Origin of the sequence: Nocardia carnea (assembly GCF_029868325.1) — a bacterium.
Lineage (GTDB): Bacteria > Actinomycetota > Actinomycetes > Mycobacteriales > Mycobacteriaceae > Nocardia > Nocardia carnea_C.
Map to the genome: position 1 here is coordinate 14569 of NZ_JARWNW010000130.1, position 24570 is coordinate 39138.

The 24570-nt window shown below is 66.5% G+C and carries 28 protein-coding genes and 1 pseudogene; 11 read left to right on the top strand and 18 right to left on the bottom strand.

The window, feature by feature from the left end:
- Positions 1-7: 7 nt before the first annotated feature.
- Entirely contained in the window at positions 8-580 is a 573-nt protein-coding gene (locus QH196_RS09230; RefSeq protein WP_280415342.1) for a TetR/AcrR family transcriptional regulator, read from the bottom strand.
- The gene (locus tag QH196_RS09235) at positions 580-999 is read right to left on the bottom strand and encodes a VOC family protein (RefSeq protein WP_280415343.1); all 420 of its coding nucleotides are present in this window, start codon (positions 997-999) and stop codon (positions 580-582) included. Before QH196_RS09235 ends, QH196_RS09230 begins: the two co-directional genes overlap by 1 nt.
- Positions 1000-1105: 106 nt before the next feature.
- Between QH196_RS09235 and QH196_RS09240 the strand changes: the two genes are divergently transcribed.
- The 3 genes from QH196_RS09240 to QH196_RS09250 all read left to right on the top strand — a co-directional run bounded on the left by QH196_RS09240 (position 1106) and on the right by QH196_RS09250 (position 4117).
- The gene (locus tag QH196_RS09240) at positions 1106-1966 is read left to right on the top strand and encodes a haloalkane dehalogenase (protein ID WP_280415344.1); all 861 of its coding nucleotides are present in this window, start codon (positions 1106-1108) and stop codon (positions 1964-1966) included.
- A gap of 205 nt (positions 1967-2171) precedes the next feature.
- Positions 2172-3128 (top strand): hypothetical protein, encoded by a 957-nt coding sequence (locus tag QH196_RS09245; protein ID WP_280415345.1) that lies wholly within the window; start codon positions 2172-2174, stop codon positions 3126-3128.
- Positions 3129-3205: 77 nt separating this feature from the next.
- On the top strand, positions 3206-4117 hold the full coding sequence (locus QH196_RS09250) for an NAD-dependent epimerase/dehydratase family protein (RefSeq protein ID WP_280415346.1): 912 nt from the start codon (positions 3206-3208) through the stop codon (positions 4115-4117).
- A gap of 364 nt (positions 4118-4481) precedes the next feature.
- Here QH196_RS09250 and QH196_RS09255 read toward each other — a convergent pair whose 3' ends face one another.
- Positions 4482-5309, bottom strand: coding sequence for an alpha/beta fold hydrolase (locus QH196_RS09255; protein WP_280415347.1), 828 nt, complete (start codon positions 5307-5309; stop codon positions 4482-4484).
- A 338-nt stretch (positions 5310-5647) separates the two neighbouring features.
- Between QH196_RS09255 and QH196_RS09260 the strand changes: the two genes are divergently transcribed.
- Positions 5648-5998, top strand: a complete 351-nt coding sequence (locus QH196_RS09260; RefSeq protein WP_280415348.1) for a VOC family protein — start codon at positions 5648-5650, stop codon at positions 5996-5998.
- 40 nt (positions 5999-6038) lie between these two features.
- The gene (locus QH196_RS09265; RefSeq protein ID WP_280415349.1) at positions 6039-6800 is read left to right on the top strand and encodes a 2-phosphosulfolactate phosphatase; all 762 of its coding nucleotides are present in this window, start codon (positions 6039-6041) and stop codon (positions 6798-6800) included.
- A 25-nt stretch (positions 6801-6825) separates the two neighbouring features.
- Here the strand turns inward: QH196_RS09265 and QH196_RS09270 are convergent, their stop codons facing one another.
- The 9 genes from QH196_RS09270 to QH196_RS09310 all read right to left on the bottom strand — a co-directional run bounded on the left by QH196_RS09270 (position 6826) and on the right by QH196_RS09310 (position 14396).
- Positions 6826-7734, bottom strand: a complete 909-nt coding sequence (locus QH196_RS09270) for an endonuclease/exonuclease/phosphatase family protein (protein WP_280415350.1) — start codon at positions 7732-7734, stop codon at positions 6826-6828.
- Between the two features lie 134 nt (positions 7735-7868).
- On the bottom strand, positions 7869-8264 hold the full coding sequence (locus tag QH196_RS09275) for a hypothetical protein (protein ID WP_280415351.1): 396 nt from the start codon (positions 8262-8264) through the stop codon (positions 7869-7871).
- Positions 8264-9043: an SDR family oxidoreductase gene (locus tag QH196_RS09280; RefSeq protein ID WP_280415352.1), complete on the bottom strand. Its 780-nt coding sequence runs from the start codon at positions 9041-9043 to the stop codon at positions 8264-8266. Before QH196_RS09280 ends, QH196_RS09275 begins: the two co-directional genes overlap by 1 nt.
- 43 nt (positions 9044-9086) lie before the next feature.
- Positions 9087-10022: an RNA polymerase sigma factor SigJ gene (gene sigJ, locus QH196_RS09285; protein ID WP_280415353.1), complete on the bottom strand. Its 936-nt coding sequence runs from the start codon at positions 10020-10022 to the stop codon at positions 9087-9089.
- Positions 10023-10258: 236 nt separating this feature from the next.
- Complete coding sequence (locus QH196_RS09290) at positions 10259-11518, bottom strand: KasA/KasB family beta-ketoacyl-ACP synthase (RefSeq protein WP_280415354.1); 1260 nt, start codon at positions 11516-11518, stop codon at positions 10259-10261.
- Between the two features lie 122 nt (positions 11519-11640).
- Positions 11641-12447 carry a MerR family transcriptional regulator gene (locus tag QH196_RS09295; RefSeq protein ID WP_280415355.1) on the bottom strand — a complete coding sequence of 269 codons (807 nt, stop codon included), beginning with the start codon at positions 12445-12447 and terminating at the stop codon, positions 11641-11643.
- Between the two features lie 11 nt (positions 12448-12458).
- Entirely contained in the window at positions 12459-13457 is a 999-nt protein-coding gene (locus QH196_RS09300; protein WP_280415356.1) for a M56 family metallopeptidase, read from the bottom strand.
- Positions 13454-13840: a BlaI/MecI/CopY family transcriptional regulator gene (locus tag QH196_RS09305; protein ID WP_280415357.1), complete on the bottom strand. Its 387-nt coding sequence runs from the start codon at positions 13838-13840 to the stop codon at positions 13454-13456. The genes QH196_RS09300 and QH196_RS09305 overlap by 4 nt, the downstream gene beginning before the upstream one ends.
- A 10-nt stretch (positions 13841-13850) precedes the next feature.
- Positions 13851-14396: a hypothetical protein gene (locus QH196_RS09310; protein WP_280415358.1), complete on the bottom strand. Its 546-nt coding sequence runs from the start codon at positions 14394-14396 to the stop codon at positions 13851-13853.
- Between the two features lie 59 nt (positions 14397-14455).
- Between QH196_RS09310 and QH196_RS09315 the strand changes: the two genes are divergently transcribed.
- From QH196_RS09315 to QH196_RS09340, 6 genes are all read left to right on the top strand, one after another.
- Positions 14456-15244, top strand: coding sequence for a DsbA family protein (locus QH196_RS09315; protein ID WP_280415359.1), 789 nt, complete (start codon positions 14456-14458; stop codon positions 15242-15244).
- Entirely contained in the window at positions 15244-16071 is an 828-nt protein-coding gene (locus tag QH196_RS09320) for a cytochrome c biogenesis CcdA family protein (RefSeq protein ID WP_280415360.1), read from the top strand. The genes QH196_RS09315 and QH196_RS09320 overlap by 1 nt, the downstream gene beginning before the upstream one ends.
- A 72-nt stretch (positions 16072-16143) precedes the next feature.
- Positions 16144-16737 carry a TetR/AcrR family transcriptional regulator gene (locus tag QH196_RS09325; RefSeq protein WP_280415361.1) on the top strand — a complete coding sequence of 198 codons (594 nt, stop codon included), beginning with the start codon at positions 16144-16146 and terminating at the stop codon, positions 16735-16737.
- A 37-nt stretch (positions 16738-16774) separates the two neighbouring features.
- Entirely contained in the window at positions 16775-18487 is a 1713-nt protein-coding gene (gene kstD / locus QH196_RS09330) for a 3-oxosteroid 1-dehydrogenase (protein WP_280415362.1), read from the top strand.
- A gap of 162 nt (positions 18488-18649) precedes the next feature.
- The gene (locus QH196_RS09335) at positions 18650-18997 is read left to right on the top strand and encodes a DUF1330 domain-containing protein (protein WP_280415363.1); all 348 of its coding nucleotides are present in this window, start codon (positions 18650-18652) and stop codon (positions 18995-18997) included.
- 47 nt (positions 18998-19044) lie between these two features.
- Complete coding sequence (locus tag QH196_RS09340; protein WP_280415364.1) at positions 19045-19584, top strand: DUF402 domain-containing protein; 540 nt, start codon at positions 19045-19047, stop codon at positions 19582-19584.
- 6 nt (positions 19585-19590) lie between these two features.
- On the opposite strand, the gene QH196_RS09345 is transcribed toward QH196_RS09340, so the two are convergent.
- From QH196_RS09345 to QH196_RS09370, 6 genes and pseudogenes are all read right to left on the bottom strand, one after another.
- The gene (locus QH196_RS09345) at positions 19591-19926 is read right to left on the bottom strand and encodes a YnfA family protein (RefSeq protein ID WP_280415365.1); all 336 of its coding nucleotides are present in this window, start codon (positions 19924-19926) and stop codon (positions 19591-19593) included.
- Positions 19927-20027: 101 nt separating this feature from the next.
- Positions 20028-21254 carry an aminoglycoside phosphotransferase family protein gene (locus QH196_RS09350; RefSeq protein ID WP_280415366.1) on the bottom strand — a complete coding sequence of 409 codons (1227 nt, stop codon included), beginning with the start codon at positions 21252-21254 and terminating at the stop codon, positions 20028-20030.
- 441 nt (positions 21255-21695) lie between these two features.
- The gene (locus QH196_RS09355) at positions 21696-22574 is read right to left on the bottom strand and encodes a hypothetical protein (RefSeq protein ID WP_280415367.1); all 879 of its coding nucleotides are present in this window, start codon (positions 22572-22574) and stop codon (positions 21696-21698) included.
- Between the two features lie 108 nt (positions 22575-22682).
- Complete coding sequence (locus QH196_RS09360) at positions 22683-23303, bottom strand: hypothetical protein (RefSeq protein ID WP_280415368.1); 621 nt, start codon at positions 23301-23303, stop codon at positions 22683-22685.
- A 386-nt stretch (positions 23304-23689) separates the two neighbouring features.
- Positions 23690-24202 (bottom strand): nitroreductase/quinone reductase family protein, encoded by a 513-nt coding sequence (locus QH196_RS09365; RefSeq protein ID WP_280415369.1) that lies wholly within the window; start codon positions 24200-24202, stop codon positions 23690-23692.
- A 79-nt stretch (positions 24203-24281) separates the two neighbouring features.
- Positions 24282-24570 (bottom strand): annotated as a pseudogene (locus tag QH196_RS09370) (alkaline D-peptidase); the annotation flags it as partial.

Sequence of the window (24570 nt, forward strand, 5' to 3'; positions counted from 1 at the left end):
GCCAGGGTTACGGACTACGCCGAATTGCCGCCAGTACCGCGTCCACCGACTGCTCGGCCAGCTCATCCGGCAGCGGCAGATGCCGGAACAGGGCACGGAAATAGATCGGCGCGGCCACCGCGTCGAGCACGAAACCGATATCGATATCCGGCTCGATCTCGCCACGTTCGATCGCCGATTCCAGCGCACGGGCCGTCGTGTCACGACGCGGCCCGAACACGCTGGACCACAGCTGTTCACGGAGTTCCGGGTCGGCGGCGAGGTCGGCCACCAGCGCCGGCAGCACCCGGCCCAGCGAGGTATCACGCACTGCCACGACCAGCTCCCGCATGGACGCCACGAGATCCGCGCGGAGATCACCGGTATCTGCCGTCGGTTCGAGCCCGAGCAGATCAGCGACGATATCGACCACCAGGTGACGTTTGGACGGCCACCGCCGATAGATCGCCGGGCGATGAACACCCGATTCGGTAGCGACCCGGCCGATGGTCATCCGCGCGTACCCCTCGGCGTCGAGTACGGCACGCGCCGCCGCCAGCACGGCAGTATCGATCCGCTCGTCCCGGGTTCGGCCCGCCATCAGAACACCGGCCGCGGCATGAGAACCACCTGCCAGCCGTCCGGGTCCGGGAACGCGATCGCCCCGTTCGCCGCCCAATACGGATTCTCGGTCGCAACCGGTTCGACCCCGAACTCCCCCAGCCGCTCCACGGCTTCGTACATGCGAGCCTCCGAGGAGAAATACAGCACGAGCAGGTTGTCGTTACTCGGCGCGTCCCCCGGGCTGCCGTCGGCGTGGGTGGTGAATTCGAGGTGATAGTCCGTGCCCGGAAGCCCCAGCATCACACCGTCGTAACCCGCGTGGTTCTCGAACCGGTAGAGCTCGTTCAAGCCGAGCCCCTCCACATAGAACCGGGTCACCTCCTCGAGGCGATCGGTCGGACGGGCGAATCTGACCTGCACTACCTCGAGTGAATCGGGCCAGCGGTTGATCGTCATACCATTACAGTACGGTACGTACCGTAACTATTCGAGGACGACCCCTTTCCCCGTAGCCGGTCCGGCACACGGGAGTTAGCCTGACACCGGAGGGAGGGACCACCATATGCTGATCGACTTCGTCCCCGACGAGAATCTGTACCCCTTCGAGTCGCGTTGGTTCGACTCGTCCGCCGGCCGAGTCCACTACATCGACGAGGGCTCGGGGACCCCCATTCTGTTCTGTCACGGTTCCCCTACCTGGAGTTTCCTGTATCGACAGATTGTGAAGGACCTACGCGACCGATATCGATGCATCGCCGTCGACTACCCGGGCTTCGGATTGTCCGAACGGCGCACGGGTTTCGGTTACACCATTGCCGAACAGACCGTAGTCCTCGGCGAGCTGATTGATCACCTGCAACTCGACGGTTTCGTACTGATGGGCCAGGACTGGGGCGGGCCCATCGGCCTGGGCGCAGCCACGTCACGTGCCGATCGAGTGCGCGGAGTCGTTCTGGGCAACACCGTGTTCTGGCCGATCGAAGCGAGAGCAAATCGGGTATTCAGCGTGATCATGGGCAGCCGGCCGATACAGCGCCGGATACTCGAACAGAATTTCCTCATCGAACGCGTACTGCTGCGGGAATTGGGACACACGCTCACCACCGCCGAGGTCGACCACTACCGCGCAGTACAGCCGACCGCGGCGGCCCGGCAGGCCCTCGCCGTGATGCCCAAAGAAATCCGCACCGCCCGTCCACTACTCGACCGGCTCGCACGGGATGTCCCCGGCACGCTGGGCGATAAGCCGACCCTGGCGGTGTGGGGCATGCGAGATCCGGTGTTCCGGCCGAACGCCTGTATCCCACGGATCCGGGCCGCCTTCACCGATCTCGATATCGTCGAGCTGCCACACGCACGCCACTTCATCCAGGAGGACGCGCCGGATTCGGTCGCCACGGCCATCGCGAAGCGATTCCCATAGCAACGATCGAAGCGATGAGGTCATCGACAGCACAGCGATGGGCGGTCCGGACGGCGCGACCGGTCCGGGCACGCAACTCTTACAACAGAGACACGAGAGGCGGGCCGCCCCGGCCGGGGCGGGCCCCCCGCGCCGAAGAGCGAACACGCCGGTATTCGAACACACTTTCTACTGTTACTCGCGGTATCTCCGATAGCTTGCCCGCATGGTCGGCTCCGCACACGAGGCGATGCACCGCCTCATCCAAGACAGTCCAGGCGTATTCGCCCGAGCTTTCCGGGCCCTCGGGCTCCCCTTCGACGACCCCGCCGAGGTCGCAATCCTCACGAACGACCTCACCGAGATCCGTCCCATCGAACGCCGTGTCGATACACTCCTGCGGATCACCACCGTGCGCGAGGGCCCATTCCTACTGCTGGTCGAAGCCCAGAACAAGAAGGACCTCGACAAGCCGAGCGCCTGGGCCTACTACCTCGCGCATCTGCACGAGAAATACCGGTTGCCGGTCGTGCTGCTCATAGTCTGCCGCGACACCGCAACCGCAGACTGGGCCACCCAACCGATCACCATCGGCCTGCCGCAATGGACCAGTATCACCGTCCGCCCACTCGTCCTCGGCCCGCACAATGTCCCGGCTGTCACCGATCCCGCGGTTGCGGCCGCCGACATCCCCTTGGCTGTGCTGTCGGCGATCACCCACGCCAAGGACCGCAGTATTGATGCGATACTGAAAACACTCGCCGATGCCCTGCACGAGCTCGAAGACGAAGACGACTTCCACGTCTTCGCCGAACTCACCGAACTCGGCCTCGGCGTGACCGGAGCCGCGAAGACATGGAGACAACTGATGAGCGTGGATCTGTCGTTCTACCGATCACGGACTTCCCAGCGCCTGCGCGCCGAAGGCCGAACCCAGGGCCGCGCCGAAGGCCGTGAGGAAGGCCGACTCGAAGGTCTCGCGGAAGGGCACCTCGAAGGTCTCCATAAAGGACGTCTCCAAGATGTGGGCGAGAAGATCCTGCGCCTACTGGAGACCCGCGGAGTTCCTTTTTCGGCCCACGATAAACAGCGCATCCAGACCTGCACCGACCTCGAGCGGTTGAATCGGTGGTTCGACAGGGCCATCGCCGCTACCGATATCGCGGACGTCTTCGCCGAGTAACCGACCGTAAGCACCATCGACCGGCAAGTATCTTCGCGTACGAGACGCCCGGCTGAGTCGAGAGGAGCGACCGAGCGATGAAGGTTTTCGTCACCGGCGCCACCGGGGCGCTCGGTCACCACGCCGTTCCAGCCTTGATTCGAGCCGGTCATACGGTCACCGGCCTGGCCCGCAATGCCGAGAAAGCGGCAGCACTGCGTGAACAGGGCGCCGAGCCGGTCACCGTCTCGCTTTTCGACCGTGGCCGGTTGGCCGAAGCATTTGCCGGCTACGACGCCGTCGCCAATCTCGCTACCGCACTCCCGCCCTCGTCGAAGTTCCTCGACAACCGCGCGTGGGCGGAGAACGCGCGGGTACGAACGGAAGGGTCGGCGGCAGTGGTGGCCGCCGCCGGCGCGGCGGGTGTCGATCGGCTGATCCAGGAGTCGGTCTGCATGATCTACCGCGACCGAGCGGACCAGTGGATCGACGAGCAGTGGCCCACCGACGACTTTCCGCTGGCGCGCACCAACCATGCCGCGGAAGCGAATACGCAGCGGTTCATGGATGCGGGCGGAACCGGCGTCGTCCTGCGGTTCGGGCTGTTCTACGGTCCCGAATCCGTGCACAGCAGAGAATTCCTGACCATGGCCCGCCGCGGTATCGCCCCGATGTTCGGGCGAGGTGACAGCTTCGTATCCTCCATCCAGCTCGCCGACGCGGGCGAGGCCGTCGCGGCTGCCCTCGAAGTCCCGGCCGGTGTGTACAACGTGGTCGACGACCACCCGATCACCAAGTACCAGTACGCCGACGCGATCGCTCATGCCGCCGGCCGCACCCACTACCTCCGCGCACCCGGCCGCCTCGCGGCACTCCTGGGCGCCCGCACCACCTCCTTGACCCGGTCGTTGCGCGTCAGCAACGCGAAATTCCGGGAGGCCACCCGGTGGTCCCCCTCCTTCCCGAGTGCCACCGACGGCTGGGCAGCCTTCGCAACACACACCCCATAGGGCTGAACCGCTCGCAGCGGAAGCTCCCGGTCCGACGTGCGGTAACCGACCACCTGCTGCCGAGTGAGGGCGAATTCCACCAGGAGTCGGCCGGTCCGCCACCCCGAGTGGGGACCAACGTGTGGGCTTCTACTCGCATGCCGCAGCGCGACGATCTCATCGATATCGCTGGAGCGAGCACCTGTCGTTCGCGGTCGATGCCGAGGGTTGGCCGGAGTGGTTGGCGTCGGCGGGATCGGAAGCCGGTATTCCGTTTCCGGTGTCGCCGGTGGTCGAGTACGACCTGGAGCCGAACGTCTTCTTCGGTTCGCCGGGAATGCGGTCGGACGCACTGGCTACCCAGCAGGGTCAGGCCGGCGGGCACTCAGCGGCCGAGGAACTCCAGCAGGTCCGCGTTGAAGCGGTCCTTATCGCCGGGGACCATGGCTATGCCGTGGGAGCCGCCCTCGTAGACCCTCAGGGTGGCGTCGGCGATCTGCTCGGCGGATTTGCGACCGGTGGCGTCGATGGGGACCACCTGGTCATCGTCGCCGTGCACGACGAGGGTGGGGATATCGAATTTCTTCAGGTCCTCGGTGAAATCGGTGAAGGCGAAGGCGTCGACGCATTTGACCCCGGCCTCGATGTTCTCCTGCATCGCCATGAACCAGAATGCGTCGCGGTTACCCTGGGTCGCCTTGGTTCCGGGGCGGTTCGCGCTGAAGAACCCTTCGGAGGTGTCCTTCCAGAATTGCGAACGCTCGGTCATGATGCCGGATTTGATGTCGTCGAACACTTTCTCCGGCACACCCTCGGGGTTCTTCTCGGTCTTGATCATGAGCGGTGGGATCGCCGACAGCAGGACCGCCGATTTCACCCGGCCGGTGCCGTGGCGGCCGATATAGCGGGCGAGTTCACCGCCACCCATACTGTGCGACACCAGCGTGACGTCGCGGAGATCGAGGGCGGTGAGCAGGTCGTTCAGGTCATCGGCGAAGGTATCGAAGTCGTAACCTTCCCAGGGTTGACCCGAGCGGCCGTGGCCGCGGCGGTCGTGTGCGATACCACGGTATCCGTGGTCGGCGACGAATTTCATCTGATCTTCCCAGGCATCCGCATTGAGCGGCCAGCCGTGGATGAACACGACGGGGCGGCCGCTACCCCAGTCCTTGTAGAAGAGATCCACATTGTCGCGAGTCCGGCACATGGCCATAAGCGAGAGACCTCCCTCTGTGCGATCGCCGACCTGTGGCAGGTCGTGAGAACGAAACGCGCCGCCCGAAACGCTACCGACGGATATGCCCCTGCAAACGGGGCGTACTCATCTGTTACGCAATCCATGCACGCCCGGAATTCGGCGTACCCACGCCGGCTCCGGCGCTGCTGTGTCGTCCGCGTTCGAACCACGTGACGCCATCAACGGTCAACCGGTCGATCTGAAAGTCTGGCTACAATCGATCCAAGTCGCGATCGCGATCCGTGACGTATTCGAGCACATGGCTGGGGCGATGAGCAGGGGGAGCTATGACCGCGATAGCCAGATTTGGTGCAGTGTCACTCGATAGCCGGGATCCGCACCAGTTAGGGCAGTTCTATCGAGCGCTGCTGGATTTCGAAGTCCGGTACGAATCCGACGAGCTGGTCGTTCTCCGGGACGAAGGGGTGATGCTGACGATCGAACTCGTGGAAAATCACCGACCGCCGGACTGGCCCGGCGACGAGGTGCCCAAGCAAATGCATCTCGATCTCTTCGTCGACGATCTCGATACCGCGGAACGAGCAGCGATCAAGTGTGGCGCGGCCAAGGCCGGATATCAGCCTGCACCGGATCGCTGGCGGGTGCTGACCGATCCCTCGGGTCACCCCTTCTGCCTCACAGTGCCACCCGGTACAGCCGAATGAGGCAACCGGCAGCGATTCTCACTCCGATCTCGCCGGCCATATGGTGAATACCGCGGATTGGGCTGTGCAGTCCGGCTCCGGAATCCGGGTCGAGTGGGGCCAGGCCGGCGCCCGAGCCTTGGGCCCGCACAGCGCGGCGCTGGTGATAGTGGATGTGTTGTCCTTCACCACCACGGTATCGGTAGCTGTCGACGCCGGAACGGCGGTGCTTCCCTACCCGTGGCGGGACGATGGCGCGGAGGAATTCGCGGCACGACACGATGCTGCTTTGGCCGTTGGGCGACGTGCGATATCCCCGCAGCGACCCTGGTCGCTGTCGCCTACCGCACTGAGGAGCGCACCCGCACCGCACCGATTGGTCTTGCCGTCACCGAACGGATCGGCTATCGCGGCGGCTGTCTCCGGGGTGCCGGTTGTCGCTGCGTGCCTGCGTAATTCCACCGCCGTCGCCGCGTGGCTGACCCGGCAAGGATGGGGAACCGCCGATCAGCCGATCGCGATTATTCCCGCCGGGGAGCACTGGCCCGGCCAGGACACAGTCCGGCCGGCCATCGAAGACTGGATCGGCGCCGGCGCGGTTGTTTCCGTTCTCGCCCAGACAGGAGCGGGGCCGCTCTCGGCGGAAGCAGTGGCCGCCAGAAAACTGCACGAGGGAATCACGGACGTGCCGGGACTGATCTCCGAATGCGCTTCAGCCCGTCAACTTGCCGATATGGGCTTCGGCAACGATGTCGCGGTAGCCACGGAAATGGACACCACCACTACGGTCCCCGTACTCATAGACGGCAAGTTCGTCGCATAAACGTGGTCGCGCGCAGGCCTGAGGATTAACACCACGTGCCGGGGAGACGCGGCGGGACCTCGAGTTCGGCGACGACGCCGTAGTGGTCACTCGCTTGGACGCCGTCCACGCCCGCAACACCGAAGCGTTCGGCGGACCGGGCTTGGAGGGTCGGGCCGAAACTTTCGCCACGGACCATCACGTAGTCGATCCGCCGCCCTGGCGCCGAGAACATGTCGCCCGCGGCCACGAGGGGGTTTTGTGGCGTGAAGGTGTGTCCCGGATCGCCGGGATGAATCGCCTCCCAGACATCGTGATAGCAGACGCTCATACCTGACAACGACTGGCGGCCGGTCAGGAAACGGATGCCGGCGGAGTCCGGGGCCGCATCGAAATCTCCCAGCAAGATGACGTGCTCATCTGGGGAAGGAATCTCACTTCGGATGAATCGGGCCGCCTCGACCGCTTGGAGTTCGCGCTCATGTTCATAGTCGAAGGGAAAGACCGGCTTGTGGTGGGCGATGGTCACCGGGCCCAGCGGTGCGGGGGCGAGGACTTCGGCGAGCACCACCGCCGACCACGGGACAGCTGCGGCCCGGTCGGTTACGCCCAACCCGTGTTCACGGATCTCGCCGAACGGCCAACGGCTGGCCAGGACCAATCCGATGCCATCTGGAGTGGTGTGTGAATGCCAGGCGGCATGCCATCCGGGACCGAGGAGATCATGCAACGCCTCGTCGCGATCGGGGCCGGCGTCCACTTCCTGGAGAGCAATGATGTCCGGGCGCGCTTCTTCGATCCGAGCCGCGACAGCTCGCCGCCGGGCCGGCCAGTCGGCGAGCAGAGGCGTGAGGACGTTGAACGTTGCTACGCGGATCTGCTGCACAGAGGTTGGACCGGTCACCTCGACATGATCGCAGGTGGGCAGCCGACCGCCCACCCCGAGCGCGCGCATATGGACACAGCTGCTCCCAAAACATGTTGTGGGCCAACACTTCACTCGTTGGCCCACACCCTGGACCCGGCGCCCGCTTTCGAACGGTCCTGGTTGACCGAGAACACAGGAGCACTCAGAGTCCCGTGCGGCGGCTATCCGGTGCGGTACTTTCGGGTACTGAGCAGCAGCAACGCGGCCGGTAATGCGATAGCGCCGGCAAGCGCGACCATCAGTAACGCACCCGTCGCCGGGGCGAGGTGGTCGAGCATGGTCCAGTGCACCAGAAAGTGCGGAACCGACCAGGTCAGATACATCACCAGGGCAGTTCGAACCGCCCACCGGCCACCGTGGACCGTCGCCGCGCCGAGGACCACCGCGCTGGCCAGCGTCATGGCGCCGTAATCACGCATCAGATGCTCGTTGTAGGCCATACCCATCCCGACCACGGCCAGTGCGAAGAACCGGGCGGGAAAGAACAACGCCCAGATGCCGACGACGATCTGAACGGCGGCGAGGAACCCGATGCCTGCGCGGATCCCGGTCCACATCACCGGTCTCCTGTACGAGCCGGGCGACCGCCGAGGAATTCGTCGAACGTGATGCGCCCGACCGCGCGGTCCGGGGTGAGATGGTTGCCTGCACGGTAGTCGCGGAATACCTTGCCCGGCAATCGGACCGGACATACCAGGCGTCGACGCCCGATCGCCCGGTAGTAGGTGCGGGCCAGTTCGGCCAGGTCACGTACCTGCGGTCCGCCCAGATCCGGTGCCCGATGGACGGCCGGACCGGCGACGAGCGTAACGAGCCGGTCCGCCACCTCGGCCACGTCGATCGGCTGCACACTCATCCCGGCCGGCACGATCGTGACCGGCGATAAGCGCTGCGCATCGCAGATCGCCGTGACCAGGTCGTGGAACTGTGTCGTGCGCAGAATCGTCCACGGCAGGCCCGACTCTTCGACCAGGTGTTCGCATGCGAGCTTGGCCCGGTAGTAGCCGAACTCGACATTTTCGATCCCGACGATGGAGACATACACCAGGTGCGGGACGCCGGCTGCCCGCGCGGCCTCGATCAGATTGCCAGTGGCGGCCACGTCGCCTTTCCCGTTGGTCGTCGCCAAATGCACGATCGTGTCGACACCGGCGACCGCATCGGCCGGTCCGCCGCGCGTGCGCAGATCACCGGTCACCCACTCCTGCGCTGCCGGTTCCCGGGTCTCCCGGGTGAGCACCCGCACCCGGTGCCCGGCATCGAGCAGCCGTGGTACCAGCGCGCGACCCAACCGTCCGGTACCCCCAGTGACCAGCACTGTCTTCGATTCCGCCATAACTCCTCCGTGGTCGGCGAGATTTTCTTCTCGACATACACCACTAGGAACCGGACAGCCCTTCGGAATGTGACAGCCCGTCCAATTGCCGGGCGGCGAACCGGAGCTTGTCCGGGTTGACGATGATCCGGATATCGGTGAGGCGGCCGTCGGCGATCTCCGGAACGAATACCCCGATCAGTGTCGCGGAGAACCGGGCAATACCGGCCGGTGCACCGTTCACCTCATGAATGGACACGGTCAGACCGGCACCGAAGCGGACGGTGATCGATGCCAGGTATCGCGCGACCTTCTCCGCACCGCGAACCGGGCGCCGCGCCACTCCCGGGGCGCCGTTACCGTCCGCGACGGATATCGCATCCTCGGCCAGCATCAGCTCCAAGGCGGCCAGGTCACCGCCCTGCGCGGCGTCGAGGAAGCGCTCGACCAGCTCCCGATGTCCACGCATATCGCCGGCGCCGGGGCGTTGCCCGGTGCCGGCGAGCCGGTTGCGCGCCCGATGATGCAATTGCCGGCAGTTCGAGTCCGACAGCTCGAGCACCGCAGCCACCTCACTGTGGCTGTACCCGAACGCTTCGCGAAGCACGAATACCGCACGCTCGGCCGGGGTGAGCCGCTCGGCGAGCAGCAGAAACCCCAGCGACACGGTGTCGCGCTGCTCGGCGGTCTCCAGCGGATCGAGTACACCGTCACCGGTCAGCACCGGCTCCGGCAGCCAGGGACCGATATAGGTCTCCCGCCGATACCGGGCCGACCCCAGCAGGTTCAGGCAGAGATTCGTCGCCACCTTCACGAGCCACGCATCCGGCTTCGCGACCGCGCCCGGCTCGATGCGCTGCCAGCGCAGGAAGGTGTCCTGCACGATATCTTCCGCGTCCGCGGCAGACCCGAGCATCCGATACGCCAACCCGAACAACCGCCCGCGTTGCCGCTCGAAGTCGTCGACAGTCCCCTGCGCCACCACCTCAGTCTTCCGCACCGCACATCCAGCGATGGACCGAGGTGGCCCGGCCCCGCCGAGTCACCGCACGCCGCGGCTCCGAGCGCCGCGCCGGTCCGGTGCAGTCGGCCACCGCTGCTCGAGCCTTGCCTTCCCCAGGCCGAAGGCATTCCGCGTCCGCGGCGGCCGGGTCCGGATCCTGCGCCGGCAGCGCGGTTGGACTACGAAATGAGCTGATATGTCGAGAAAGACATCGGAAAGGCCATACAGGACTTTTATGCCCGGCCGAAGGCGAGTGCGACGTTGTGCCCACCGAACCCGAACGAATTGTTGATCGCGTAGTCGATTCGACCGCGGCGGGGGGCGCCGGTGACGATATCGAGGTCGATCGCGGGGTCCTGGTGGTCCAGGTTCAGGGTCGGTGGGATGACCTCGTCGCGGAGGGTGAGAACCGTCAGTACCGATTCCAGTGCGCCGGCGGCTCCGATCGAATGGCCCAGCGCCGATTTCGGTGCGTACACCGCGGGATGGCTGCCGATGGCCTGATTGATCGCGGACGCTTCGGCGGTATCGCCGATCGGGGTCGCGGTGGCGTGCGCGTTGACATGGGTGATGTCTTGTTCGGTCAGGCCCGCGGTCTGTATCGCACGGGTGATCGCACGCGCCGCGCCGGCGCCCTGGGGGTCGGGTGCGACGAGATGGAAACCGTCGGAGGTGATTCCGGCACCGAGCAACCGGGCGAGGACGGTGGCGCCGCGGGCTCGGGCGTGTTCCTCGGTTTCGAGGATCAGCAGGGCGCCGGCTTCACCGAAGACGAAACCGTCGCGGTCTGCGTCGAAGGGACGGGAGGCCCGTTCCGGGTCGTCGTTGCGGGTACTCATCGCCCGCATCATCGTGAACGCCGCGATCGGCACGGGATCGATATAGCCTTCGACACCGCCGGCGACCACCATATCGGCGTCGCCCATCACGATCATCTGCCAGGCCCGTGCGATCGCTTCGGAACCGGACGAGCACGCCGATACCGGGGTCACCACACCGGCGCGGGCCTGGAGTTCGAGGCCGACCACAGCGGCCGGGCCGTTGGGCATCATCATCTGGACCGCCAGTGGCGAAACCCGCCGGTACCCGCCGCTTTCGAGCGTGTCATGCGATTCCACGACGGCATCGCCACCGCCTTGACCGGTGCCGATCGCCACCGCGAGCCGCTCCCGGTCGACCTCCGGGCTACCCGCATTGCGCCAGATTTCCCGCCCGAGCACTGTGGCCAGGCGTTCCACATAGGCCAGACGCCGCAACTCCACCCGGGTCAGTTGTGTTTCCGGGCGGACCTTCAACGGCCCGCCGATCTGCACGGGGAGGTCGTGCTCCCGGACCCAGCTTTCCTCCAGGCGTCCGATGCCGGACGCACCCTCCAGTAGGCCGGTCCAGGTCGCGTCGATATCTCCGGCGAGAGAGGTCGAGGCCGCCACCGCGGTGACGACGATATCGGGGAACCTCCCGTCGACCGCGAACGGATTACGAACCTGCACCATGCGCCTCCCTGCTCGGCCGGTAATCGGCTGTCAACCCTCTGGTTGTCCCCTCGACTACGTGAGCATTCCATCGAAACCCCCGGAGCGGACGAGAATCTCCAGATGCGCTGTGGGTTTCCGGGCTACTGCCAGGTTGCGGAATCGGGGTCGATGCCGTGGGTGCGGGCGGCGGCGTCGACGATGCGGCGGAACCAGGTGGCGAGGCCGGCGCGAATCCCGTTGTAGTGGGCGGCGAAACCCGGATCGTCTTCGTACAGGCGGCCCAGGCAGACCTGCCTCTGCCTGCTGAGGGGAAAGTACGCGGAACTGAACACTTCGCGGTGCCGCTCGACGAGCTGATTCGCTTCCGGACTACCCGGGGCGATACCGGCGTCCATCGCGTCGGCGAGCGCGCGGTCGAGGGCGGTGATGCTGTCGGCGACGGCCTGCCATTGTTCGGGATTCCGGGCCGCCGAGCGTTCGGCGTACTGCTGCCATTGCGCGGTATGGCCGTAGCGTTCCCGGGCGCGGGCCGGCCAGTCCGGGTTCCATCGGGGCCCGAAGACCTCGGCCTGCTGGTCGGCGGTGAGGAGTGGGCCGCGTTCGTGGGCTTCGATCATCCGGTCGAGGCCGGCGCCGAGCCGCTGGAGGCGGTCGATACGTTCTGCGATCTGGGCGCGCTGGGCACGCAACTCTTCGGCCACATCGGCGTCCGGGTCGTCCATGATGCCCTGGATCCGGTCCAAGCCGAGACCGAGTTCGCGGTAGACGACGATGCGGTGCAGGCGTTCGAGGTCGTGCGCCGTGTACAGCCGGTACCCGGCGGCCGTACGCAACGAGGGCCGCGCCAGGCCGATCTCATCCCAGTGGTGCAGCGCGCGGACCGTCACACCCAGCCGTGTCGCGGCCTGACCGACGGTCAGACCGTCGGCGTGGGCGGTGCCGGTCATACCTGCCATTCTCAGAACCCCGTGGCACACCCGGACAGCAGGACATACAGATAGGGCCCATGGACGGCCACCACCACCACGGCGAAAACAAGAAGCTGTATGCCCAGCGTCGACGCCGGGAACACCGCCGAACGGGCTCGGGTAGGCGATACCAGATGGCCGATCCGGTCGGGTCCCGCGGCATGGAGCAGTAGACCCGCAAGCGGTGTACCCGGAGCGGCGGTGAGGTGGCTTCCGGGCGTACCGAGTTTGAGCAGGGCGCTCGCCAAGGCCGGCGTGCCCGCGTGATCGCGGGCCGCGTTGTCCGCCGCGATCTCGAGATAATGCGGGATCGCGTCGGCGATGGCCGATACCAACGGCACCCAGCGCAACGGCCAGGTGAGCGCACCGAGCAGCGTCAGGATCATATGGTGGTGCTGGCGCAGGTGTGCGCTTTCGTGCTCGAGGACCGCCGCGAGCTCATCGGACTCCAGCGAGGCATACAGTCCGTCGGAGACGACGATCCCGCCGTACCGGCGCGGCAGGGAGAACGCCACCGGTCGTGGATCGTCGATCACCAGGACGCGATGCCCGCCGATGCGCGCCGTGCGGGCCCGGTCCGCGAGCGCCTGCGCGGCCGACCGGGTGGCGCGGTGGCGGCGCAGCCAGCGAGGTATCCCCAGCCCCAGCAGGGCGGCCAGCGCGAACGCCGGTAGCAGCAGAAGCATCACGACCGGAATCGCCGTATCCACGGTGGTCGGGGCAAACGGGCTGGCGGCATCCAGGCACTGCCGGCACGCTTCGGCGAACGGCGCGGGAAGCACGCTCGGACCGGTGACCATCCACGCCGCCATCAGGCTCAGTGACGCCACAGCGAGGGCCCACAGCAGCAGACTGCCGGTGAGGAGGAGCACGGCTGCCCGGGGTACCCGCGTCAGCGCCGGTGCGGCGGCACGGACAAGCGCGGGCCCGCCCACCGAGGACGCGGCCAGTACGAGCGCCAGAACGGCCGGGACGACCAGTACGCTCATCCGCTGCGGCCGCTCTTGTCGAGGTAGTCGCGGAGCAGCTGCAGGTCACGCTGATCGATATCGTCGATGAAATGCAGGATCGACGCCATCGGGTCGTTGCTGGTGGACAGCGCCTGTTTCATGAGCTGGGCGGCGTGCTTTTCCCTGGTGTGGCGCGGCGCGTAACGCACGGACCGGCCTTCCCGTTCGGGGGTGACGAGTTGTTTGCGTTCGAGGTTGGTGAGCACGGTGGCGATGGTGGTGTAGGCGAGGTCGCCGCCGAGCCGGGTGATCACCTGCCGGATCGTGGCGGCTCCGTGATCCCACAGCACGTCCATCACCTGTTGTTCGAGGGCCCCCAGCCGCACCGGCTCGGACTGCTGATCGCGCTTCTTCCCGGACACCATGACCTCCCTACCGTACTGCAGGCACCGGGCATACGACCTGGCCCTGGAGTCGCCGCACGACGGCGACCGCGGACAGCACGAGCGCGGTCGCGGCCAGAACCGGCTGGGCGGGTGCGAACCAGGTGAGGGCCCCGGTGTAGCCGAGGGCGAGTAGCGCGATCTTGTTGCAGACCGGGCAGCCGACCGCGAACCAGGCCAGCACCGCGGCGAATCCGCCGAGCCGGGCACTGCGCCGGTCCGAACCGTCGCCGGCTTCCGCCGGTTCGCCGGACCGGGGAGTCGCTGCGGCGCCCGGGCGCACATAGGTGGCGAACAAGATCCCGGTGAGAGCGGACGTGACGATCCACACCGGGTAGTTCCACGGCTCGGGCGGTATCTCCCGCCCGAAGACCGGGTTCGGGATCAGAACGGTGACGAGACCGACCACCACACCGACCACCACGGCCGCCGTCGCGGCCAGGCCCAGCTGCCGGGGACTCCACGCAGACAATGCCTGCGCCGCGAGACCCAGCGACGTTTTCCGGCGACTCACCCACTGTTCGATCCGACTCACAGTTTTACTATGCCGGATAGTCGACTATCTTGCATAGTCGACTATCCGAGATAGTCGAGGTGCCCACCACCCGACAACCAGATGCCGGGGTAGCGCGCCGGGCGGCAGCGCCCTCCCGACCAGTAAGGAGCACGACGATTTCCTCGCAGGACACTCCCACTCGCTCGCTTCCATGGAAGGCCATTGCGCTCGGCGCGATAGCCGTCGCACTGCTGTCCATCGGCGCCGCGATCAGCATGAGCACCGGCAACGATCGATCCCCGGCCGCGTCACCGGCCACCGAAGGAAACAGCGCCCTGCTGGACCTGGCGCGCCGCGACGACAACGACCCGTTCGCCATCGGCGCCGTCGACGCCCCGGTCGTCGTCATCGAATACGCCGATTTCACGTGCCCCTACTGCAGCGCCTTCGCGGTCAACACCCTCCCGGCGCTCCTCGAGGAGTACGTCGAGGCCGGTCACGTTCGAATCGAATGGCGCGATACCCCCATCCTCACCGACCACTCCGTCGAAACGGCGATCGCCGGACGAGCAGCGGCGGAACAGGACCTGTTCTGGGAATTCTCCCGAGAGATGTTCGCGCACACCTATTCCGGATCCAAGGACTACCAGCGCGAAACCCTGATCGGCATCGCAGACAAGGTCGAGGGTCTCGATACCGCGGCGTTCACCGCCGCATTGGACGATCCCGCACTGGCGGCGGCCGTGGACCAGGAGGCCGGCGAGTCCCGGAATCTCGGGGTATCGGGGACACCCACCTTCGTCGTAGGCGACCGGATACTCCAAGGCGCGCAGCCCGTCGACGCTTTCCGGCAGGTCATCGACGCACAACTCGAGGAAGTGGACTGATGGATATCGGCTACGCCGGCGCCTTCCTCGGCGGCATACTCAGCCTCCTGTCGCCGTGTTCGGTCATGCTGCTGCCCGCGTTCTTCGCCTACGCGTTCTCCGACCCCGCCACGCTCGTCGCGCGCACCGGGGTCTTCTACCTCGGACTGGTCACCACCCTCGTACCGCTGGGCGTTTTCGCCGGCACCGTCGGGGCGTTCCTCAACGAGAACCGCAGCCTGCTGCTCACCCTCGTCGCCTGCGTGGTGATCCTGTTCGGTGTCATCCAGCTGGCGGGGATCCCGATTCCTGGTTTGTCTCGCACGTCCCGGCCGGGCGGCGACGCCGGCCGCGCCTGGACCGTCTACGTTCTCGGCACGGCATACGGGGTCGCGGGCGTCTGCACCGGCCCCATTCTCGGGTCCGTCCTGATGATCGCCGCGGTCGGCGCGAGCCCCGCCTACGGGGCCATCCTGCTCGCGGTCTACGCGGCCGGAATGGCTCTACCACTACTGATACTCGCCCTCGTGTGGAAACGATGGTCGACCGGACTCCGCGCCGCGCTGACTCCACGGGAACTCACCGTCGGCCGCTGGACGAACAGCTGGCACGCGATCATCTCCGGCCTGTTGTCCACCGCCCTCGGCGTGCTCCTGCTGTTCGTGGCCCGCGACCCGGAAGCCGGCGGCATCCTCTCCATCGCCGACCAGTACCGGATCGAGACGGGGGTGGCCGAACTCGGCGGGCAGGTGTCGAACATCTTCGTGCTGGTCCTGTGCCTGGGAATCGGCGCAGCGGCGTGGTGGCTCCGGCGTCGCGCACACCGCAGAAAGAATCTTCCTTCTTGACAGTTACTGTCACCTAGGTAGAGACTTCCGTCAGACAGTTCCATCGGTGGACTGATCAACAGGAGGTATGCGGTGTCCTTGCGGGAGCGGCAACGGCGGCAGGTCCGTGCGGAGATCCAGAGCGCGGCATACACGTTGTTCGCGCGTTCCGGATTCGATGCGGTGACCACCGAACAGATCGCCGCGGCCGCAGGGGTATCCCCCAGCACGTACTTCCGGCATGTGCGCAGCAAAGAGGACCTCCTCCTCGACCCGGTACGGGAAGGCGGCGCGGGAATCGCGGCCCTGCTCGAAGGCCGGCCGGAGGACGAGCCCGCCGATATCGCACTCGCACAATCCATCCTCGCCCGTTCCAGCGCCCTCGAAACAGACGAAGTCGAACAGTGGCGGGCAGCGTTCGCCACCGCACCACACCTGCTCGACCGGGTCGCCCTGGTCCCGGCAGACCATCGAAAGCGGCTGGTGGAGTTGGCAGCCCGGCGCATGGGCACCGATCCGGCGACCGACAGCAGCCCCGGCCTGCTGGTGCACCTCATGCTCGCGGCCGCCGAGTTCGGGTACCTGCAGTGGTTGCGCAGCACCCGAAATCACTCGGCATCCCTACCGGTCTGCGTCGAGGCGGCGGTCGCCGCGGTCCTCGACGACCGGTGGCGGAAACGACGCTGACGCCCATCGTCCACGATTCGAAGCAGAGAAGGCTCCCATGAAGCAGGACACCGTGATTCCGGATTCGGCCGACGTCGTGATCGTCGGGTCGGGAGCGGCGGGTATGACCGCGGCGATCACCGCGGCCCGGCACGGCCTGTCCGCGATGGTGGTGGAGAAAGCGAGCCGATGGGGTGGTTCCACCGCCCGCTCCGGCGGCGGCGTCTGGATTCCCGGCAATCCGGTACTCCGTCGCGAGGCGCCCGCCGACGATATCGACGCCGCCCGCGCCTACCTCACCGCCATCATCGGCGACGGGGTCGCACCGGAGATGATCGACACCTATATCGACCGCGGTGCCGAGGCATTCGAGTTCCTCACCCGGCACGCACCGCTGGCAATGCGCTGGGTGCCCGGATACAGCGACTACTACCCCGAAGCCCCGGGCGGACGGTCGCACGGCCGATCGGTCGAACCGGAACCCTTCGACGCCCGCACACTCGGTGCCGACCTCGCCACCATGGAACCCGACTACTCGAAGGCCCCGCGCAACTTCGTGCTGACCCAGGCCGATTTCCGGCAGATCCATCTCGGGCTGCGCAATCCACGGGCCCCGTTCCGCGCGGCCCGGATCGGGGCACGCTGGGCCGCAGGCCGGCTACGTGGGCGGCATCTGCTCGCCCGTGGTCAGGCCTTGAGCGCCATGCTGCGCGTCGGTATGCGCGATGCCGGTGTGCCGCTGCTGCTGGACACCGCGCTGGTGGAACTCCGGACGACCGGCGAACGGGTCACCGGCGTCGTGATCCGCCACGGGGGCGCCGACCACGCGATTACCGCACGACGCGGCGTGATTCTGGCCTGCGGCGGTTTCGAGAAGAACGACGCCATGCGCAAGCAGTACCAGCGCGAACCGATAGGCACCGACTGGACCGTCGGCGCGACGGCCAACACGGGCGACGGTATCCGCGCGGGCCAGGCCATCGGTGCGGCCACCGCGTTCATGGACGACGCCTGGTGGGGCCCCTCGATCCCCCTCCCCCGCATGCCCTGGTTCTGCCTGGCCGAACGGAACCTGCCCGGCAGTCTCATCGTCAACGACCGTGGTGTGCGATTCATGAACGAATCACTGCCCTACGTCGAGGCCACCCACCGCATGTACGGCGGGGAATACGGGCAGGGCGACGGCCCCGGCACCAACATCCCGGCCTGGCTGATCTTCGACCAGCGCTACCGCAACCGGTACCTCTTCGCCGGCCTGCCACCCCGGCAACCACTGCCGCGGCGCTGGTTCGACACCGGCGTACTCTCCCGCGCAGATACGGTCGGCGAACTCGCGGACAAAATCGGGGCGCCGGCGGACCATCTCACCGCCACGGTCGCCCGGTTCAATACCTTCGCCCGCTCCGGTACCGACGAGGATTTCGGCCGCGGCACCAGTGCCTACGACCGCTACTACGGAGACCCACGCCAACGCCCGAACCCGAACCTGGGCGCCTTGGAAACCGGTCCCTTCTACGCCGCGCGACTCGTCCCCGGCGACCTCGGCACCAAAGGTGGTCTGGTCACCGATATCGACGCCCGTGTTCAACGGGACGACGGCACGGTCATCCCCGGCCTCTACGCCGCCGGCAACACCAGCGCACCCGTCATGGGTCACACCTACGCGGGCCCCGGAGCCACCATCGGCCCGGCCATCGTTTTCGGCTATCTGGCCGCGCTCCACGCCGCCGGCCAGTACCTCCGAGGCGAAACCTGTTCGACCACGCCCTGAGGGGCCGGCGTGCACTGCTACGGGCTCACGGTCGCTGGATGCGATCCGGCCACTCCCTCCGCTGCGTTGGCCGTACTCGGCGCCATACGCACCGACCGGCCGATCGCCTCTTTACCTCGGCGGTAATTGCCGCCCGGCGCAGCCCGAACCTACCGTCACACCATGTCCGCCTACGGCTTTGCCCATCTGCGTAACCGCAGACCGCACCCCGACATAATCGAATATCTGGAACGCATCCAGGCCACGCTGGACCCGTTCGGTGGCCGGTTCGTCATCCACGGCCCCCCGGCCGAAATCCTGGAAGGCGACTGGCCGGGAAGCATGGTGCTGATCGAGTTCCCGGATATGGACCGGGCCCGGGACTGGTACCACTCACCCGCATACCAGGAGATACTGTCCCTGCGTGCCGATCACATCGATGGCGACCTCCTACTGATCGAGGGCGTCGGCCCCGATTACGATCCACGCGAACGCGCCGGGAAACTGCGCGCCGGAACACCGGAGGGCTGATTCGTTCGCCGGCCTTCGGGGCGCGAATGACAGCTAACCTGGCAGCCGTGTGCAGATTCGCGGTCGGGTCCACGGTGCAGCGGCGCGAAGTGCTGCACGGCCAGGTGTGGATGACGATGCCGGTGCAGGTCGTCGCGGACGACGAGGTGCTTGCCGTCTGGATCGACGACGGCGCTCCCTTCACCTTTGTGCCGCATCCGTTCGGTCCCCATCCGTGGTCCGGAAACGACCGGTGGACCGGCAGCAGTGTGCTGCAGCTGTATCGCCCCGGCGACGCCTATTCGGTGTGGGCGTTCTTTCGCCGCGGCCGGTTCGATCACTGGTACATCAATTTCGAAATGCCCTACCGCCGGGGCGACGGGTTCTTCGATACCGACGATCACGGGCTCGATATCGTCGTCCGGGACGGCCTGTGGCAGTGGAAGGACCGCGAGGATGTCGCGGAACAGGTTGCCTGTGGTCGCCTCACACCCGGTGAGGCCGATGCGGTGTGGCGGGAGGCCGAACGCGTCGCGTCTGCCCTGGACAACGGCAACTGCTGGTGGATTCCGCGTTGGCGGGACTGGAAACCCGCACACCGCGGGTGACGTCGTTCAGTCGGGCCGGGGTGCGTACATGATGACGGCGACTCCGATGAGGCAGATAGAGGCTCCGGCGATGTCCCACCGGTCGGGGCGGAAACCGTCGAGCGCCATCCCCCACAGCAGTGATCCCGCGACGAACACACCACCGTAGGCGGCGAGGATGCGGCCGAAGTGTGCGTCGGGCTGGAGTGTGGCAACGAAACCGTAGAGGCCGAGTGCGATGACACCGGCCCCGATCCAGGCCCAGCCGCGGTGTTCGCGCACACCCTGCCACACCAGCCACGCCCCGCCGATTTCCGCGACGGCAGCCAGGACGAACAACAGGATGGAACGCAGCACGGTCATGAGCGGAGCGTAGCCATCGTGGCTGCCGGGGCGGCAGGGCCGGGACGCGAGCTTCCGGCCCCCTCAGGCGCTCGTGCGTGCCGGGGCCGGCTCGTGCACGCCTATTCGGCCCATCCGCGGAGTATCGTGCGGAGTTCGTCTTTCGGGATATCGGGCCAGGGCTCGGGGTTACGGGAGAAGCGCGTGTCGTACCAATCGACCCAGCCGTCGAGGCGGTTCGGATCTTCGGATATGAAGCGGGGCACGGTCTCTGTGGTCATCGTTATCCCGCGCCAGTCCTCCATCGTGCGGTACATGTCGAGCACTGGCCCGCTGTCGACCGAAGCGGCCGACGGCGGCATCCGGTCGAGCCACATATCGGTGGCCTCGGCGCGGGTTGCGTCATCGATGTGTGCCCCCATGCGCTGGAGGAAGAAGTTCGCGTTGTACAGCGGGTCGCCCGGACCGGCGGTCTCCCAGTCGAAAATCCACAGGTCGCCTCGGTCGTCGAGGCGGAGGTTGGATGGATACAGATCGTTGTGGGCGAACACGGTGGGCTCGCCGGAGCGGCCGAGATCGGGCCGGACATAGTCCGACAGCGGGCCGATTCCGAGTTGGGCCAGCCTGGCGTGCCGTTCCGGGGACAGGCTGCGGTAGGCGTCGTCGGCGTGCTGGATCATCTGCTGCTGCCACCGGGGTATATCGAGGTTCATTCCCGGTGGCAGGGAGCGGGCGGACATCAACTGGACCTGATCGAGGAGATCGGGCAGCCAGTTCATCATCTCGGGATCGTTGAAGCCCCGTGTTTCTCCGGGCACGTACTGCATGATCGTGAACGGCCGGCCGGTCGATGGATCCGTCCCGGAGTAGAGGATCCGGGGAGTTCGTACTCCGCACTCGCGTGCGTAGGTTATTGCGGCGTTCTCCGGCATCCACTTCTTCAGCATGGTCGCCCGCGGCTGGTCCAGGCCTCGCCTGACCACGGCGGGGCCGGCGCTGGTCTCGACAATGTTGACCCGGTTCCCGGTTCCCGAGGCATCCGGCGGCAGGTCCCGGACCTGTTCGTGCAGGTTCCGGGCCTCTGCTGCCGATATTTCGGACCGGCCGCGGCCGACCGGGCCTGCGGCGCCTGAATCGTGGTCTCCGTGCCGGCCGCCGAGCCTGTCGAGGTCGGCTGCGATCTGCTCCTGGGTGCGGGTCGTCCGGTCCAGGCCGTACCGAATCCCGTCCGGGAACTGTCGATGCGCGTCACTGACTCGCGGGGCAGCTTTGGCGGCCATTGTTTCGGCAAGGCGTTTGGCTGCCTCCAGCATCCTCGTGGCGACTTCGCCGCTGCCCGACCTGTCCATCGAATTCTGTTGACTGTGGCCGGGAACGACCTCAGGCGGGCGACACCGAGACCGAAGCAGCTGACCTGCGCCGGCTCGGCAGATCGATGGTCGCCGACCGAAGCGCCGTGATTGCTGCTGCGCAGACCTCGCCGGTGAGGCCGAAGACAATTCGAGAGCGCTGCCCAGTCAACGATGTGTCGGACACGATCAGCTTCTCTCAGCTCCTCGGATATCGTCGGCGCCTGCACACGAAGGGACCTTCAACCGGTAAGAGGCCTCGGCGCCTACTCTCGGGGCTACGCGGCGGAACGAAATCACTCTAATGCGGCGAATCTCGTGCCGATGAGCAAAGTTCCCAGCGGCAGTAACAGCAGGTGGCGGCGGTGCAGTGCCTTCACGAAATACGCGGGCCCGAGACCACCTGCCGCACCTGTCCGCAATGGCGGAGACAGAGACCGGTTACTTCTGTTTCAGTCCGTCCAGAGTCTGCCGGGCCTGGTCTCGGGCGATCACCCCGAGCTCGTCCGTGTTCGGGACGGGCTCGCCGAGCTGGCGCAGGATGGGAATCCGCACCCGCAGTGAGACGTTGTCGTCCTGCACGCCCACGATGTAGTCGAGCCCGATGGTGTGGCTGGTGTCCTCGGTCGCGGTGTGCCAGTAGCCCCGGGAGCCGATTCCGGTGACCTCGCCGGAATTCCCACCGGGCCCGGTGGTGTCCTCCTGTTTCCACTCGTCATAGGCCGGCGCGGCCCCGGGGGCGGTGAACTCGACCTGGAGGTCGATGGCGGCTTGATTCCAGTGCACGCCGTCACCGGACTGGCTTTTGTAGGTGAATTGGCAGGACAGCCGGCCGGGGTCGTCACCGCTCGGCGGAGTTTCGTGATGATAGGGCGCTTGATCCGGGGTGGACGACCATTTGTGCAACGGGGTGGGATCGACCAGATCGCACGCATTGCCGATGCCGTTCATCGAATACATTCCCGGCGCCACCTGGGGCGGCGTAGTGGCGGCGGTACTGGACGGCCTCGCCGCGGCGCTCGAGGACGGCGCCACAGCCGCGGGCCGGTGGTCACTGCCGCCACCGGCGATGATGACACCGATCAGCACACCGGCGGCCAGTACGATCACCAGCCCGACGACACCGGCAGCGATCAGCCCCGCCTTACCTCGGCCGGTCGGTGCGGGGATGAACTGCGGTGGCGGCTGGTATCCCGGTCCGGGTCGGCCGTACCCGGTGACCGGGTGTGTCTCGTCGCGCGTCGCGAAATGTGGTTGCGGCGCAGTGGGGTCGGCGTTGCCTGCGAGCGGCCGATCGGGTCCGTGTCGAGGATCTGTCATCTCTTACGGCCCTTCGATTCCTCGGCGTTCTCCCCGCCGGCCTTCCATGCCGCGCCGATCCTACTGTGCCGCCGGCCGCGTAGTCTTTCCTTCACCGATCTGGTTTTTCTAGTTCTGCCGCAGTCCGTCCAGCACCTTGCGAGCCTGGGTCCTGGCGACCGAATCGAGTTCGTCGCGACCCACCGGCGGGGAATCCTTCTCCCGGGAGAGTCCGATCTGCACCTGCACCGCGACACTGCCGTCCAGTACGCACACCGTGTATTCGGCGTCGACGATGCCACCGAAGTTATCGGCTTCGAACTGCCAGTACCCCCGGGTACCGATTCCGGTGAACGTCCCGGACGTCACCTCCGAACCGTCATCGGCGAGTTCGGCGGTCGTGCGGGTGCAATGGTCGTACTTTCGCGCGGCCGAACCGTCCACAACGTCGGCCCGCACCCTCATCATGGCGGTGTTCATGGGAAATTCGTCGCCGGTCGAATTGTCGTAGTAGACACTGCACTGCAGGTTTCCGAAATCTCCGGAGGCCTGAGTCTGCTCATGGACAGGGTCGGAGCGCGGCGTGGACGCCCACCTGGTCAACGGCGTGGGATCGACCAGATCGCACGCATCGGTGACCGCTTGCATCGAGTAGATCGCCGGTTCCGGCAGCGCAGTGGGGACACTTTCGCCGTTCCGGCCACCTAGGATCACACCGGCCACCACACCGATCACCAACACCACCACCACCGCCCCGACAGCGCCGATGACGACAAGCCACGATGTGCCGCGTCCGGCAGGGTGCGGCGGATACCCCGACGGCAGAGGCTGCTGCGGCCAGTGCTCTCGACCGGCTTGCTGATACCCGGAAACGGCCGGGCCGGAGCCGGAATCCGACGCGGCCGAGATGCTGCTGTCCGGTCGCGTCCTGCCATCTGCCGGATAACTCCGGCGCCGCTCGGGGGGATCGGCATCTCCTGCCTGCGACTGATCACCGGGTCCGTGCAAAGAACCTGTCATCCCGCCAATCCCCTCCCGCCCCGGGCCGCCGCCCCGGCCAGTCATAGACTCCGGCCCGCATTCTAGTTGTGGATAGAAACCACACCTGAATTCGGGCCGGAGGCTCCCGGGAGCGCTCAGTCCTCGCTGCCGAAGGTCAGCACGACCAGCGGCATGGGGCGGTCGATCTTGGACTGGAAGTCCGCCAGCAGGGGATTGTTGGCCAACACCCAGGCCGCGAACTCGTCGTAGTCCGCGCCTTCGAGCACCTTGCCGGTCGCCTGGTAGGTCTTGTCCCGGAGTTCGATGGTGACCTGGGGATTCGCCTTGATGTTGTACCACCAGGCCGGGTACTTGTCTTCGATGAACGAGCTCACGTACATGGTGTCGCCCCGGTACAGCGGCCCCAGCGGAGTGGTGTGCCGCTTACCGCTCTTGGCTCCCGTGGTGGTGAGCAGGATGAGGTCGCCGCCGGCGTACGCACCGCCCACCTTGCCCGAGTTCTCCCGGAATTCCTTGATCACGTCATCGTTCCAGTTGGCGATACTGCCCTCTTCGTCCCAGGACTGGTTCCACGGCGCATTCGGATCGTTGTAGTCGGTGATATCGGCCTGGTCCGGCTGTCCCGCAGTCGCTTCGGTTTCACTCATGGTTCGAGTGTGCCGCGAATTCAGGCCATTTTCTGTCCTGAATTAACCACTACCATGTAATTGTGGCGCCCGGCGCACCTCATTCGGCGGGTTCGCTGCCGAAGACTTCCGTGACGAGCCGCTGAATCGCCTGCTGGAACTCTGCCGACAGGGACAAGGCGGCATCGTCGACATAGTTCAGCGCGGCGGTCAGAGTTTTGCTGCCGTCAGGTGTACTGAACATCAGTGCCGCATGCCCCGCGGCGCCGCCGTTGTGTGTGATGAGGGTGCCGTATCCGGTGTCCTGGATGAACACGCCGAGGCCGTAGTCCATACCGGGGATCCCCGTCGAGTGCGGCGTGCGCATCTGCGCCAGCAGAATCCCGGGG